The organism is Pseudodesulfovibrio sp. lm2024, from assembly GCF_051175575.1.
Lineage (GTDB): Bacteria > Desulfobacterota > Desulfovibrionia > Desulfovibrionales > Desulfovibrionaceae > Pseudodesulfovibrio > Pseudodesulfovibrio caledoniensis.
This window is the reverse complement of sequence record NZ_CP195092.1, coordinates 2634545-2649679: the sequence shown is the minus strand read 5'-3', so window position 1 is coordinate 2649679 and position 15135 is coordinate 2634545. Positions and strand designations below refer to the sequence as shown.

Annotated in this window: 10 protein-coding genes and 1 pseudogene; 3 read left to right on the top strand and 8 right to left on the bottom strand. The window is 56.6% G+C overall.

The window, feature by feature from the left end:
• Positions 1-46 precede the first annotated feature (46 nt).
• A complete protein-coding gene (locus tag ACR42D_RS12615) occupies positions 47-1144 on the bottom strand; it encodes a metallophosphoesterase (RefSeq protein ID WP_484567144.1) in 1098 nt (365 codons plus the stop codon).
• Between the two features lie 104 nt (positions 1145-1248).
• On the opposite strand from ACR42D_RS12615, the gene ACR42D_RS12610 reads away from it, so the two are divergent.
• The gene (locus tag ACR42D_RS12610) at positions 1249-1458 is read left to right on the top strand and encodes a TOBE domain-containing protein (protein ID WP_484567143.1); all 210 of its coding nucleotides are present in this window, start codon (positions 1249-1251) and stop codon (positions 1456-1458) included.
• A 328-nt stretch (positions 1459-1786) separates the two neighbouring features.
• Positions 1787-2881 (top strand): CDP-glucose 4,6-dehydratase, encoded by a 1095-nt coding sequence (rfbG, locus tag ACR42D_RS12605; protein ID WP_484567142.1) that lies wholly within the window; start codon positions 1787-1789, stop codon positions 2879-2881.
• A gap of 337 nt (positions 2882-3218) precedes the next feature.
• On the opposite strand, the gene ACR42D_RS12600 is transcribed toward rfbG, so the two are convergent.
• The 5 genes from ACR42D_RS12600 to ACR42D_RS12580 all read right to left on the bottom strand — a co-directional run bounded on the left by ACR42D_RS12600 (position 3219) and on the right by ACR42D_RS12580 (position 10881).
• Positions 3219-4469: a sensor histidine kinase gene (locus ACR42D_RS12600; RefSeq protein ID WP_484567141.1), complete on the bottom strand. Its 1251-nt coding sequence runs from the start codon at positions 4467-4469 to the stop codon at positions 3219-3221.
• Complete coding sequence (locus tag ACR42D_RS12595) at positions 4462-5139, bottom strand: response regulator transcription factor (RefSeq protein WP_066800096.1); 678 nt, start codon at positions 5137-5139, stop codon at positions 4462-4464. The genes ACR42D_RS12600 and ACR42D_RS12595 overlap by 8 nt, the downstream gene beginning before the upstream one ends.
• A gap of 99 nt (positions 5140-5238) precedes the next feature.
• A complete protein-coding gene (locus tag ACR42D_RS12590) occupies positions 5239-8403 on the bottom strand; it encodes an efflux RND transporter permease subunit (protein ID WP_484567140.1) in 3165 nt (1054 codons plus the stop codon).
• Positions 8396-9556, bottom strand: coding sequence for an efflux RND transporter periplasmic adaptor subunit (locus tag ACR42D_RS12585; RefSeq protein ID WP_484567139.1), 1161 nt, complete (start codon positions 9554-9556; stop codon positions 8396-8398). The genes ACR42D_RS12590 and ACR42D_RS12585 overlap by 8 nt, the downstream gene beginning before the upstream one ends.
• 2 nt (positions 9557-9558) lie before the next feature.
• Entirely contained in the window at positions 9559-10881 is a 1323-nt protein-coding gene (locus ACR42D_RS12580; protein ID WP_484567138.1) for a TolC family protein, read from the bottom strand.
• 792 nt (positions 10882-11673) lie between these two features.
• On the opposite strand from ACR42D_RS12580, the pseudogene ACR42D_RS12575 reads away from it, so the two are divergent.
• Positions 11674-12626, top strand: a pseudogene (locus ACR42D_RS12575) (integrase domain-containing protein).
• Positions 12627-12779: 153 nt separating this feature from the next.
• Here the strand turns inward: ACR42D_RS12575 and ACR42D_RS12570 are convergent.
• Both ACR42D_RS12570 and ACR42D_RS12565 read right to left on the bottom strand, forming a co-directional pair.
• Positions 12780-14060, bottom strand: a complete 1281-nt coding sequence (locus ACR42D_RS12570; RefSeq protein ID WP_484567137.1) for a site-specific integrase — start codon at positions 14058-14060, stop codon at positions 12780-12782.
• 118 nt (positions 14061-14178) lie between these two features.
• Positions 14179-14466, bottom strand: coding sequence for a DUF6538 domain-containing protein (locus ACR42D_RS12565; RefSeq protein WP_484567136.1), 288 nt, complete (start codon positions 14464-14466; stop codon positions 14179-14181).
• Positions 14467-15135: the final 669 nt, after the last annotated feature.

The window sequence follows — 15135 nt, the reverse complement described above, 5'->3', positions numbered from 1 at the left end:
CGAGCGTGATCCAATGACGCGTCCGACGGCGAAACGCCGGGCGCGTTCAGCCCGCCCGCAGGATGATCTTGAGTATTTCCCCGGGCTTCCACAGCCGCATGCGTACCCCCCACGAGCCCGCTCCTCGGCTGACGATGAGCGTCATGGGGCCGATGGCGAACCTCCCCTCCACCAACGGATAGATCAGACGGACCACGTAGTTGAACGGCCATATCTGGCCGCCGTGCGTGTGCGCGCAGAGCATCAGGTCGGCCCCGAGGGCGGCGGCCTGTTCATAGCGGCGGGGCGTGTGGGAGAGCAGGATGGTCGCCCCGGCCGGACGGCCTTCAAGGGCCAGGGCCACGGGGTCGAGGTGTCGCCGCTCTTCGGGGATGGATTGCAGGTCCTCCACACCGGCCACCACCAGGCCGGGCGCGGGCGAAACCCAACGGTCCACCAGCACGATGATTCCGGCCTTGGACAACGTATCCAAAGCCTTGGCCGGGGAGCCGTGGCTCTCGTGGTTGCCCGGCACGGCGTACACCCCCAGGGGCGCGCGCAGGATGCGCAGGGCGGGCACGAGTCCGTCGAGCCGGTGGGAGTGCCCTTCCACGGTGTCGCCGGGGAGCAGGATCATATCCGGCGCAAGGGCCATGATCTGGGCCGCGCGGGCCGCCAGCCATTCCGGCCCGACCTGGGTGCCCGCATGGAGGTCCGAGGCCACGGCCAGCACCAGTCCGTCGAGATTTTCGGGCAGGCCGGGCAGGGCGACTTCGTATTCGGTGACGACCGGTGCGCGCATGCCCTGGTACAGGGCCGCACCGAACAGGATCAGTCCGCCCGCCAGGGCGAGGCCGCGCAGCCTGGGGGCCAGTCGGGGCAGCAGCGCCCCGAAGCCGGTGAACAGGTCCACGGCGCCCATGAGCACGGCCGTCAGGAAAAGGAATATGAGCAGGGACAGCCCGGCGGTCTCCGTGACCTGGGACCACTGGCCGAAGTTGGCGCGGCCCACGTAGCGGGCGAACACGATGACCAGCCAGGCGGCCAGGGCGAGCCGCAGACGCGCCTTGTGGGAAAGTGTTCCGGCCAGGGGGACGCCGTCCAGGCGCAGGAACACGTAGGCGGCCATGATCGCCGCCACGGCCATGAGAAGGGGACCGAACATCGCGCATCCTTATCAGGTCCGGTTCTCAAAAGCCAGAAATCCGAATTCGCCAGCCCTCTATTTTTCGGAAAACCCCAACAACTCTAACAAAAAGGAGGCTCGTGATGAAACTGAGCGCAAGAAACCTCATCCCCGGCAAGGTCAAGAGCGTGATCGTGGGCATGGTCAACGCCGAGGTGGTCATCGAGATCGCCCCGGCCGTGGAGGTCGTCTCCGTGATCACCAAGAACTCGGTGGAGCGCATGGACATCAAGGTCGGCGACGAGGTCGAGGCCATGGTCAAGGCGACCAGCGTGATGATCGCCAAGGATTAAACCCCGCTTTCCGGCCCGGACAGCGGCAGGGGCATCCCGAGGGGTGCCCCTTTTGTGTTGCGCCCAGCATGTCGGGATTGCGGGACATCTGCCGCGCAAGGCCCGGCGGTCCGGCCCGGGCCGCCGATGTATCATTGACGCCGAGTTCTTTTGAGAGCATATCCGCCGTGCGGGCGGCCTCGTCATCGAGACCGGCCTGCCGAAACCGCCGAGCGGCCCGGAGAACCGGCCGCTGTGCCCGCGGCGATCACCGGCAGGGCAGTGTTCCCCGCGTGAACGCGACGACTTCAACCCCTCCGGGCTTCGGGTCGCAGCCCTCCATATCATCATGATTCCGTTTTCCGATTACTACACAGGCCGGAAGGTGTTTTTGACCGGCGATTCCGGGTTCAAAGGCGCATGGCTCGCCCTGTGGCTCCATTCCCTGGGCGCGGAGGTTACCGGGTATTCCCTGGTCCCGCCGTCCGAACCCAATCTGTTCGAGGCCGCCGACGTGGCGGACCGCATCCGTCACGTCCACGGGGACATCCTTGACGCCGAAGCCCTGGAACGGGCCATGGCCGAGAGCCGTCCCGAGGTGGTCTTCCACCTGGCGGCCCAGGCGCTCATCCCCGAGTCCCTAGAGCACCCCGTGGAGACCCTGCGCACCAACGTCATGGGCTCGGCCAACGTCCTGGAGGCGGTGCGCAAGATCGATTCCGTACGGGCCGTGGTCTGCGCCTCCACGGACAAGTGCTACGACAACCTTGCCCAGCCCTGGGGCTACCGCGAGAACGACCCGCTGGGCGGGCACGATCCGTACAGCGCTTCCAAAGGGGCCATGGAACTGGTCTGCGATTCCTGGAACCGGTCCTACTTCCGGCCCGAGGGCCGCGTGGGTTCGGCCACGGTCCGTGCGGGCAACGTCATCGGCGGCGGCGACTTCGGCGCCCGGCGGCTGGTCCCGGATTACGTCCGGGCCGTGCGCGAGGGCAGGATTCTCGAGATCCGGGGAGCCAATGTGGTGCGCCAGTGGCAGCACGTGCTCGAGCCCCTGAGCGGCTACCTCTGGCTGGCCGTCAACCTGGCCGGGGACCCGGCCCGTTTCGGCGGGGCCTGGAACTTCGCGCCCGCGGACAACACCTGCTCCGTGGAGGCCCTGGTGGAGACCATCCACTGTCTGAGCGGCATGGGCGGCTGGCGCGCCCTGGCCGTGGACGGCCCGGGCGTCCATGAGGCCGATATGCTCAAGCTGTGCAGCGACAAGGCCGCCGTGGAACTGCAGTGGAAAGCCGTCCTCGACCTTGAGCGGACCGTGGACATGACCATGCGCGGCTACGGCCCGTTCCTCGGCCGCGAGTTCGACGCCGGGGAGGTCTGCCTGGGTCAGATAGACGACTACACCGCCTTTGCCGCGCGCCGGGGCATGCCCTGGGCGCTGTGACGGGGCGGGGATTCCCCGCCGGAACGACCAAATGAAAATAGAAAAGGGCCGCATCCTTGAGGATGCGGCCCTGTTTCATTCTGGTGCCGAAGAGAAGACTCGGAAGTCCTGGTTTTTCGACTGTGCGGCAAAATACTGATTTAATTTATCTATTTTGTTTCGACGTATCCTTTGTATCTGTTCGTTGACCTACCATTTTGACCCGGTTGAGGCAAGGGACGGGGGGGCCTGGAGGAATACATCCTTAGGTCTGGAACTAAAAAAAGGGTATCTCCAATCGGCGGGAACTCTCTACTATTAGTTGGCCCTAAGATGGGGGGACTTTACATGGGTATTCTTATTTCAGACTCAATCTGACCGAAAAGAGTTTCTCCTGTTCCTCGATGAACAAATCCCAGCCAAGCTTATCCACAAGCTGTGATATGAGCATCAGCCCGACCCCATGGCCTTCATGGGCCCGCCCGCCATTCTCGGCATGGGTGTCGTTCACGACAGAGAATTCACTCTCGGTCAGACGGATATGAATAACACCGCTAAAGGTGTACTGAAACGCATTGCGGATAATGTTGTTCAAAACAATACGCAGCGGGGTTTCCGGCACATCCAACGACACGGAAGCCAAGTCCTGCTGGACCCGGTTTCCCTTGCCTTTAAGCAGATAGGCGTTCTCACCGATTATCGAAGAAACCAACCTTTCGATCTCCACGTGGTTGCTTTCCAATTGATCCGACTGCTCCCGGCTGACCCATAGCAAAGTCGTAATCAAGTTACGCATGTTGGTCACGGCATTGTTCATGCGGCCCATCGAAGTCTTGAAACGCGAATCATCGTCCGCGCCGAGGCGTTCAAGCAACTCCAGACTGTTCTGCAACACGGCAACCGGTGTGCGAAGCTCGTGACTCGCATTGCGGAGAAAGGCGTGTTCGCGTTCAATCCCCGCCATCTGACGGCGAAGGGTATCCCGAAAGAGAAGAGCCAGTTCATTCAATTCCCGGTAGGTAAAATCCACCGGCGCATCCAGATTGTCCTTGTCCAACTCACCTGCCCATCGGCTGATGCCCTCAACAGGCAACACGATCCGGCGAAACAGAAAAAACGACATCCCGACCATGCCGACAAAGATTGCCACTCCGGATATCACGAGGAAATACATGCGCCATCTGAACATTCTGTCTATGTTCGACGACGCAAAATCATCACTAATCTCGAGCACAAAGTAGAGCATGTTACCATCAGATCGCCTCCATGGAAGTATGCAATAGTTCGTTTCGTCATCCTGCCACTCACTGTATTCGGCAACGCCTTCGACCAATTCCACTCCTACGAATCTTTCACGCACCGATTCCGGGACACCCTCCCACTCGACATAAACACGGAAATTTGCCGACCTCGGCAGAGGGGTATCCGGATCCTCCAAGTAAGCATCTTGGTAAACCCTCGCCTCAGATTGCATCCGAGACTGAACGGATACATCCAATCCGGTCATGAAATAATCGTCCAATAAGAAAGAATACAAAAAAACGAGCAATCCACTCGCACTCACCACAAACACGATGATCGTCTTCTTGATGCTTTTTTTGTTATCCATCGCTGCCTCTCAATGAAACTCCCACTCCGGGCGCGGTATGAATAAGTTGCACGGATGCAGAGCCATCTATTTTTTGCCGTAACTTGTGAAGGTGCACATTCAGGCTGTTGCTTTCCGGTACGTCATCCCCCCACAAAGCACGCTCCAAGGATCGGCGTGACACAATCTCCGGGCTCTTGGAGACCAATTCCTTGATCAATTCCCACTCGGTAGGCGTCAGATGAATAACAGCCCCTCCTCGGCGCACCTCATGGGCATGAAGGTCAATTTCCAGATCTTCCACCGTAAAAATTTTCACCTGACTGCTTCTTCGTTTAGCCAAAGCCCGGATGCGAAATAAGAGTTCCTTCATGGCAAACGGTTTGACGAGATAATCATCCGTCCCGGCAGAGAATCCCGCGACCTTATCATCAAGAGTGTCCCGCGCGGTAAGCATCAGGATAGGTGTATCAATCCCTTCCCTGCGCAGCTTCTCGCACACCCCAAGGCCATCCAGTCCGGGGACCATGATGTCCAGTAAAATGACGTCATAGGCGTTCTCCAAGGCAAGTTCCACGCCGTGAAGTCCATTGAAGGCATGATCACAGTTTATGGACTCCAACTCCAGATAATCGATCAACGATGCGGCGAGGTCCATGTCGTCCTCGACCAAGAGTGTTGTCAGAGACATTTCAGTATCCTTCCGTATTGCAAAAAGCCCCATGGACTCCATGGGGCTTTACTACCTTTTTTGGGGCAGATTGCGCCATGATTTAAGCCAGACCCCGGCCTAGTTCCCACTCATCACCGGGACTGTAACGGCAGGCGTGCGATCTTCTCTTTTGCCTATGACCGCACGCTTCACGTCGGCCGAGAAACGAATGAGCGCGGGAATGAGAATCAACGTGATAACCGTGGCGAACAGGATACCGTAAGCCATGGAAACCGCGGCAGGCTTCAGATATTGAGCCTGCTCCGAAGATTCCGCCAGAAGCGGGACCAAGCCCAGAAAGGTGGTAATGGATGTCAGGAATATGGAACGCATGCGCCGCACACCCGCAGCAAGGAGGGCTTCATTCACGCCAAGTCCCCGTTCACGCTGTGCCCCATACTCCGTAACAAGCAACAGACTGTCGTTCACCACGACACCGCACAGGGCGAGAAGGCCAAAAAAAGACAGCAGGCTAAGCGGGTAGCCCAAAAGCCAATGCCCGCCGACGGCACCGATAAACCCGAACGGAATGGTTGCCATTATGAACAGTGGCTTGGTGTAGGACTTGAGCGGCACGGCAAGCAAGGCATAAATCACGCCCATGGTCAGGACAAACGCCCCCCACAGGGATGATGAAGCTTCGGACTCTTCCTGTACTTCGCCGGAGAAGGCAAAACCGATATCCGGGAACTCCCGGCGGAGCTGAGGGAATAGTTTTTCCTGCAAATCTGCCAACACCTGACTGGGGGAAGTCACGGTCTTGTCCGTATCTGCCACTACGGTGGTAACCCGGTTGCCGTCACGACGATGAATCTCCACCGCCGCGTAGCCGGGCTCGAGTTCCGCAACCACGCTCAAGGGAACAAGCGCACCGGCAGCGGTACGGATACGCGTCCGCTTCAGGTCTTCGATATACCGACGCTGGTCCGCGGGATAGCGCACCTGTACCTTGACCTCGTCGCGTCCCTGTTGGAAACGCTGCGCCTCGTACCCCTGGAACCCTCCTCGCAACTGCGAGGTCAGATCGTCGAGCGTGACGCCGAGATTGCGGGCTTCGGGCTTGAGGGTAAAACGAATCTGCGGCTGGTTCGGCTTATTGTCATCCCTGACGTTGTTGACGCCGGAGTATTGACGAAGCCGTTCCTTCAATCTGGTTGCGGCAGCCTGAAGCGTAGCCTGTTCACGCCCGCTGATGTTGATGGAGATATCTTCCATGTCCCAGCCGGTGGAGTTGTAGTTAAAGACATCCACGCCTTCCAAAGGCCCAACGGCCGTGCTCCACTCTTTGATCATGTCCACAGCCGTGATCTCCGACTCCGGCTCGAGATCGAGTTTCCCGGTTACGGTGAAGGAAGTCGCGCTGCTGAGGTTGGTCTGTATGTCCGTAACAGGTGCGGACTCCATGCCATATTTTTCCTTCCACTCCTCATTGAGGCGAACAAGTTCGGACTCGATACGCAAGGCGTTACTCATTGCCAGGGCCTCGCCAGCTTCCTGATCCATTGTGATGGATGCGGTCAACAGGGTCCCTGGAATGTTGGGGAAAAAGACAGAACGCACTCTGCCGCTGCCAACGAGGGCAAAGACGCAAATGAGCAAACCGAGAAATACAGCCAGCGCCACTCCGGGCATATTCAACACCCGCTGCATGAACGGGACGTATATTCTTTCATTGAACAGATCGAGCCCGTGGGCCACCCACCCCTGGAGTTTTGCCAGCGGGCGCACCAACACATTAGGTTTTGCCGTAGAATTCACGTTCACGTGGTTCAAGTGTGCAGGCAGGATGAACTTCGACTCCAGCAACGAAAAACAGAGAGCCACAACGACCACCACAGCAAACTGGCCGAAAATCTGGCCGAACTCCCCTTTGATGAACGCCAGAGGCATAAACGCCGCAACCGTTGTCAACACGCCGAAGGTCGCAGGCGTAGCCACTTCAGACACCCCTGCGATGGTCGCTGCCGTGGTATCTCCCTCCCGTTTTCGAGTGGTGAAGATATTCTCGCCGATGACGACAGCATCATCTACCAGTATACCAAGCACCACGATGAAACCGAAGGTCGTCATTTCGTTGATGGTATAGTTAAGCAAACTATCTCCCATCATGATGAGCGTCCCTGCAATGGAGATGGGTATGCCCAAAGAGACCCAGAGAGCCAGACGAAGATTGAGGAACAGGGCCAGTATGGCAACAATGAACAGGATACCGCTCAAGCCATTGCTGAAGAGCAGGGAAACACGGTCCTGAATATATTGGCTTTGATCGTACCAGGACTTGATCCCGATCCCCTGCGGAATTTGGCCGGAGTCCACCAATCCCTGCACCACCTCCCGGGCCTCGATAGCCGCTTTAGTCACATCTGTGCCGCCCGCGTCCACTATCTGAAGTGTAATAGCGGGTTGTCCTTGAAACCTCGTCCGGACGAGGTCTTCTTCAAAAGTATCCCTGACGGTTGCTATATCGCCCAATGTGAGATTCGCGCCGTCCGCAGTGGTCAGGATGACAATATTACGGAATTCATCTTCACCATATGCTTGACGGTCTGCCCGCAGGGTAATGGTCGACATGTTTGTCCGCAGTTCACCACCGGAATCGCTTATCGACTCTTTGGCAATGCCCGTTGCCACGTCCCGCAAGGTCAATCCGTATGCCTGCAACGAGGCTTCATCAATCTCAATGGCGATCTCACGAACCCGTCGCCCGATATACTCGACTTTGTTGATGCTGCCCTGCGCAAGAAGCTTTTGCCGAACCTTGTCGGCCAACTGACGAAGCGTATCATGCCTAACCTGACCATATATGCTGACGTACATGACATGTTCGTTCCACTCTTCCTGCGAGATGACCGGTTTTTCGGCAAGGCTCGGCAGAGTGGCAATGGCGTCGACCTTGCGTTTGACGTCCCGCATCATTTTATCAAGCGAGTACCCTTGTTTCGTTTCTACCACGACGGTGGAGCCGTTCCGATCCGAAGTGCTGGTGATCTCCTTGATGCCGGTCAAACCATTGACCGCTTCCTCGATCTTAACGGTCACGCCTCTTTCCACCACTTCGGCAGAGCTGCTGGGGTATGCCGTGGAGATGGTTACTTTTTTTGGCGGAAACGGAGGAAAAGCCTGCAGGGGGCGATCCATGGATGTGAACACGCCACCAAACAGCACCAGCAACATCAACAAATTGGCTGCGATGGGGTTCTGGACGAACCATGCGATCATGCCGCCCGTATTTTTCTTATTCATGGGACAGCTCGCTTTGTTTGGGGCTGACCGAAGTGCCTTCCAGGTAGGAATTCAATGGCCGGACCACGACATTCATGGCTTTCAAGTCCTCCGGTGCCCGAATGAATACTTTACCGTTTCGGCGGAAGCGGACTTCAGGTTTGATGCGACGAAGTGAGTTCCCATTGTCCGTATACCAAATATCACCGGCCTGAGTCAGAGAGCTTTCCGGCACCGCAAAAGTATCCTTTACCATTGCACCGGGGACCTCGGCCCGCATAAAAGTGCCGGGCAAAAGAGGCTGGCTACCATCCAACGGATTCTCCACCATGACGATGGCTATGCGTTGACGTGTTGTGTCGGATATTTGCAATTCCAGTCCCGTAAGGGTGCCCACCCATGTATCGCGCGAATCCGTGACCGAGGTCATGGGGACCTTGGCACCAAAACGAGATTCTTCGCCCATTGCGTCGAGGTTGAGCAATGAGCACTGTTGTTCGGTCAAGGGAAAACGCACTTCAACCCGATCCGCCCCGTACACACTGCCAACCACTGTACCCGCAGTCACATATGTTCCCAGAGCAACCTTGCGTTCGATAACAGCCGCATCGTAAGGAGCCACGATCAACGTGTTCTGAAAGTCATTCCGAGCCTTGGCAACCGCGCCTTCGGCTGCTTTCACCTGCGCAAGGGCCGCTTCAAGTTGAGGCTTACGCAACACCAACGGTGATGCGGGTTGCCGGGCCTGTCCCATCCGTTTCCAGTCTTTTTCCGCCTGCTTCACTCGGTGTTGCTCCTGAACATACGCAAGTTTTGCATCGGCCAATTCCCTTTCGCGCGCCGCAAGCGCCGAGCGGTATTCCACATCTTCCACCTTGGCGAGCAAGTCCCCCTTGGGAACAATTCGTCCGGCATCAAACGCCGGGGCCAGTTCGACAAGGCGGCCTGACACAGCGGACACGATGTCCGTTTTCCAGTACGGCACAGCCTTGCCGAAAGCCTGAACCGAAGCAGTATATGTCCCGGCCTTCACCGGCTCAACGGAAACCGGCATGTCGATACGGGCCTTCTTTTCCACACTGGCCGTGACCGGCTGGGAAAACAGCCAAAAGGCAATGAAGATGGCCACACCCAAAACCGATGAGGCTAAAATGATATGCAGATGTTTTTTCATGGTTACTTCTCAGTCGTCAGTTTTGCCGTGTTCAAATTGGCATTCAGGCCAGAGGCCAGCGCAAGCTGCGCGCGATTGCCCAGTTGAAGGGCGCGGACCTGCAGCAGTTGGATTTCCGTGTTCAATTCGGTTTCCTTTGCGGTCAGCAAATCGATGATGTCCGAAAGCCCTTCACGGTAGCGTTGTTCGTAATTGATGCGGCTCTGCGTGGCGTGACTCAGGGACTTTTCCAAGTGCTCCCGCCTGTGGGCCAACCCGCGTTCAGTGTCCAGACCGTTCTCAACTTCCTGCATGGCCTCGAGAACAACCTTGCGGTAATCTTCCCATGCGGCCTTGCTCTCCTCGGATTTGGCGGCAGCCGTGTCCTTGAGGCGGCCTCCCATGAATACGGGCTGAGTCAAAGCCCCTACGAGATTCCAAATGGCCTGCCCAGTTGTCAGATCGTGTATGGTTTTGGAAGTATTCGAAATGTCGGCGGTAATCTTGAAGGACGGCAGCATCGCTTTGTTGGCAGCGGCAACGTCCAAATCCGACTTTCGAACCCGATCCCAAGCGGCCTGAATATCAATGCGATCCGCCAAGACTTCGGATGGTATTCCGACCAGAGGATGAGCGACCGAGGGGAGTTCCACATCTCCGGCAATGGTTCCGGACGGATACCGGCCGAGCAGGAGTTCCAACACGCGGCGGGCTTTGGTCAAATCCAACTCGCGTCCGGCCAGCACTTCCCGTGCAGCTTCAGACTTGGTACGCGCCGCGTCCAGATCGGTCAGATTGCCAATACCCATATTGTACCGCTCAAGAATGATCTCTTCTGTATCAACCAGTGCCTTAATGCGGCGTTGTTCAATCGCCACGGCCCGACTATTGGCCGCGAGATCAATCCAGGCCCGAACAACCCGAGCCGCCAAAGCATTTCGTGCAAGCATGTAGTCTCCGCTTTTGGCTTTCACTTCCAACGCGGCAGCATCGTTGAGATCGGCCAGCCGCTGCCATAGATCAACCTCCCATCTGACGTCTGACCGGACAGAGAAAGAAGCGGTCTCACGCCCCGACGAATTGGTTCTGGCCCCGCTCCCTCCCACAGTCACTTCAGGAAGACGGGCAGAGGAGGTTATGCTTAAAAGCAACCCTGCCGCCTTGAGTCGATAGGCCGTAGCCGTCAGGTCCGGATTGGCAGACAGGGCCTCAGCGATGAGAGCCCGCATTTGGGGAGTATCGATTAGTCCGGTGATATCCTTCGCCACCTCGGAGTCGGAAGCAGGCGTCTGCCACGCACCGGGCATCATCCCTTTAATCTCCGCTTTCTTGGCTGTCAGATCCATGCGAGCGGCACATCCGACAAGCACAAGGGATAGGGCCATGACAGCCGCCAACCGGGCAACAGAAACAGGATTAAGTATTGTCATGTCTCCCAAGTATCGAACCGGGGATTAAGAAAAGATTAACGTTTGTTAGCGAAGGATAGTTTTCATGCGATTGTACGAAAAGGTCGCAGTGCTCCACCATCCCTTGAGCCGGAGTCGGAATCGCCATCCCTGAAGCGTCCGCCCGAAGGGCTTGGCCTTGCCGTGGTGGCTGCTTGCGTCATGCTTGCGGGAAAGTCGGCGGGCAGGGGTAGAAACCCTGGCGCCGGACCTTGCGCGACGATTTCCCGGGGTGATACGACAGGGCATAACCAGTCAGGTTGAGTAACCAGAAGTAGGTTCAACGCACCCAAGGCGCGTTCATAAGTTTTGACGAAGTCTAAACTGATGAACGCTTAAATAGGCACTAACATGCCGTAACACCTAACATTTCTCTGCCTTTTATTTCCAAACGGCGCACTTTCACATCCAAACGCCAGGCTGAAGCACAGCACCCCCGCCGGATAAACGACAGGTATCTACAAATCTGCCGTTGTCGAAATTCCCCCCCCGGCCACCATTTTATGCACAGGACGAACGAGCCTGCGTGGTGGCACCCCCTATTAAATGGATTCCTGAATTTTCCTTCAGTGGGAAACGGACATTGATTTGTCCCGTGTCGGTTGTTGTGTGGCGCGTTCGCGCCATAGGCGGACCCGTGGGTTCGCTTTGTCCCGGGGCACTGCCCCGAACTTCAGGAAGGAGAATTCCATGACAAAATCCATCAGTCTGGTACTGGGCGCGAACAGGGCAACCTTGTCCGGTCCGCGCTCGAAGCAATACAGGGTCCGGCAGAATGCCCGAGCCTTTGCCAAGCGGCTTCGCCGCGCGGGGTTCGCAAATGGACCAATGTCACGAACAAGCATTTTGCGGCAGTTGCCCGGCAAATGCAGGAAGAAGGCAAGGGTGACGGGCGTATCGCCGAAATCTTTTCGGCGGCCCGTAACCTTTGCAAGGCCTACGGGAATACCGGCATCAGTCCGACCAATGACGTGTTCGACGTCCGGCGGGGCAGCATTGCCAACGCCAACAGCAAAGCGGTTGCCCCCGCCTTCGTGCAGGGGGCAATCGACAAGCTTGAAAACGAGCTTGGCTATGAATATGGTCCCCGGTGTGCCGCCCAAATTCGCCTGCAATGGGAACTGGGCCTTCGCCGGGAAGAATCGGCCAAAGTCGATCTGGTTACGGACAGGAATAGGGAAGGCCGCAGCTTGCTCGTCCGGTATGGGACAAAAGGGGGACGGCCAAGGACGCTGACCAATCTGTCCGACAAGCAGCAGGAAGCCCTGGAACGGGCAATGCCGTATGTCAGCCAGTCCGACAGGCCGGGGGGCCACACCCTTATGCCTGAAGGGATGGGGGACAAGTGGCAGGAAAAGCTGTCCTATGCGGCCAGGTTGTGCGGGTTCACCAAAAAGGAAAGCGGGTGGACTTTGCATAGCAATCGCCATGAAAGGTTCCACCGTATGTACGCCGAACACACCGGCTTTCAGCCGCCCAATCAGCACCCTTCAGCGGAAGCCTTTCAACAGGCCGCCCATGACAAGGCTGGGGAAGAATGGCCCCGGCTCGATGCAGAAGCTCGTGACGAAATCGAAGTGACCGCAGGACATTCCGCAGGAAGGCGGGACGTGTCCGATGCCTACCTTGGCAGCAGTCAGTGACAGGATTCCGCTTCGGCGGGGTTTTCCTTTTGGGCGTGAGGTTCCATGGGGGAGATAAATCGCCCAGGCGATTTATCTCCCCCATGGAACCGTCCTTTCCTCCCGTCGGCTTGGGGCCGACGGAAGGGAAGGACTATCGCCAAATGAGGGCCACTACTTGGGAACGTATTTCGATTTTCCCAGATGAGACAGGTCCACCCCGTAGTCGAGGTGGGCTATGACTTCCTCAAAGCACATGGAGGCCGGGAAACGCCCCCCATATCTTTCGGCGGACATCTTCTTGAGCTTGTGGCCAAAGGTCTGTTCGAACGGGTCGTCCTGCATCTTCTTCTGCTTGAAGAAGTTGGAGAACGTGTGCCGCAAGCTGTGAAAATCCTTGACCCCTTCGGCTTCCTCCAGATCGATAGATTTCTTGAATTCACCGAACCTCTCGCCGAGCTTGTGACCGTAGTTCGTGTTGATCTTGACGAGTTCGGGGAAGATGCGGAGGTGTCCCTTGGTCGCTTGTTGTCTGGCGAATTCTGGGAAGCGCAGCGTTTCAACGAGAAAGGGATGAAGCGGGAGGAGTCGCTTGGCACTGGGGTTTTTCAGCTTCTTGTTGGCGAAGCCATGGACGTTCTTATTTTTGTTGATGTCCAGGACCCAGATCTCGTCTTCCTGTCGGACATCTTCAACGTGGAGTTGGGATATCTCCTCACGCCGTGCGCCAGTGAAAAGGGAAAGGATGGGGCACCAGAAGTCGGACGGGTGCAGGAAGGTGTCTTCGACGTATTGGGGCGCGTTGAAGATGTTTCCCAAGTCTTTGGTCGTGTACGGGGATCGGTGTTCCGTTTCCGGCTTTTCTTCTTTGATTTTCAGACGGTGAGCGGGGTTGGTGGGAATAAGCTGCTCATCCTCGCACCACGTCAAAAACGATGAGATGTTGGTCAGGTTGTTATTCACGGTGCTGACGGCAACCGTGTTGTCCGGTTCAAGGGCGACCATTTCTTGTATGGTCTTGCCCTTGAATCGTTTGCTGTTCCGAAATCGGGGGAGCTGGAGCAGGGTGTCCCGTACATGGCGCACAGCTTGCCGGTCCACTTCATCCACCGGAATGTCGCCGAGGACGTCGGTAAGGCTGTTGAGCGTGGATATGATATCCTTGGCGCTGCCCTCGCTCCAGCGTTTGGCGGCGATCCTGTCCGCCTTGTAGCGTTCCAGAGCTTCGGAAAGCAGGATTTGGGGCTTGGGTTCCTGTGTCGGCTGCGGAGCGACTGATTCGGGCGGCAGGATGGATTTTTCAAAGGTGTAATCGCCTTCGGCCCGGTGGCTGATGATGCGATAGTAGGCGATAAGGGTTTTGATGAATTCGTGTGCGAACTCATCGGACAAGGGGAGCGAATCCGGTGGGCCGAAGGCCCCGTCTACAGCCGCCATGATCGTGTATTCCCGCATGGTGTCGTAGTCCTTGGACACCATCAGGGCCTTGAGCGTTTCGATAATTCTTTCGGTATTTCCCGGCACATATTGCGTGTGGGGGTTGGGCGGGGTGAGCTTGTTGATGGCAATGTGTTCATTTTTCTTTGAGGAAACGCTTGAGCCAGCCGTTCATGAACACTTTTGTCTGGTCGAAATCATCCAAGGGGAGTTCGCCGTTCCTCATCTTGGTCAGTATTCGTTTCACGCCCGAGGCCAATATTCGGGCCTTGGGCCTTGCTTCGGCCAGGTATCCTGTCTGGAGAGACATCCTGACTTCGGAGCGACCCAACGAGTCCCGCAGGTCGTGCGGGATGACGTGGCGAAAGTAATAGATTGAGCCCTTCCGGTAAAGGTGGTTCGGGGAACTCGCGATTTGGGGCATGTGACGTCTCCGGCGGTAGACGATTCCGGGTACTTTGACCCATCACTTTGACCCCTTGGGGCCAAATTACGCCGAGAAGAAGACGATCACGTAACTTGCCGTATACAAAAGAAAAAGGGTTGCAGCTAGTTAGCCGCAACCCTTGTTCTTTACTGGTGCCGAAGAGAAGACTCGGAAGTCCTGATTTTTCGACTGTACGGCAATGATTTGATTTTATTAGTCTATTCCTGCTCGACGTGTCCTTCCTGATTTATGGTTGACCTACCATTTTGACCCGGCTTCAGCAACTGGGAGTTTCCTCAAATTTAAACGAAGGTAAAACTCTTCTTAAAAGTACCCACCACGCTTCTGAAAATCGATTGCCCGCTTTATTTATCAAATAAGACGGGCAGTTATCCTTGAATAATTTCGGTGTTAAACGAAATCATTCGTGAATTTTCGAAACCGTTTTACGCACACGCAAACAATACAATCATGTTTAATTTTAGCTGATTAAAGTTAAATTGCATCTCGCGTTAACTCAACTCGCCTGTACTTTGGTGTTACGGGGCAAGGAACCCTTCAATCTGAGCTACTGTTAATGGCGTAACGGGTTGCCGTTCCAGGTTCGGAGAAATTCAGTTTGAGGGAATACTAGGATTTCTTCTGTTTTCTTTTGGGAGAAAATTG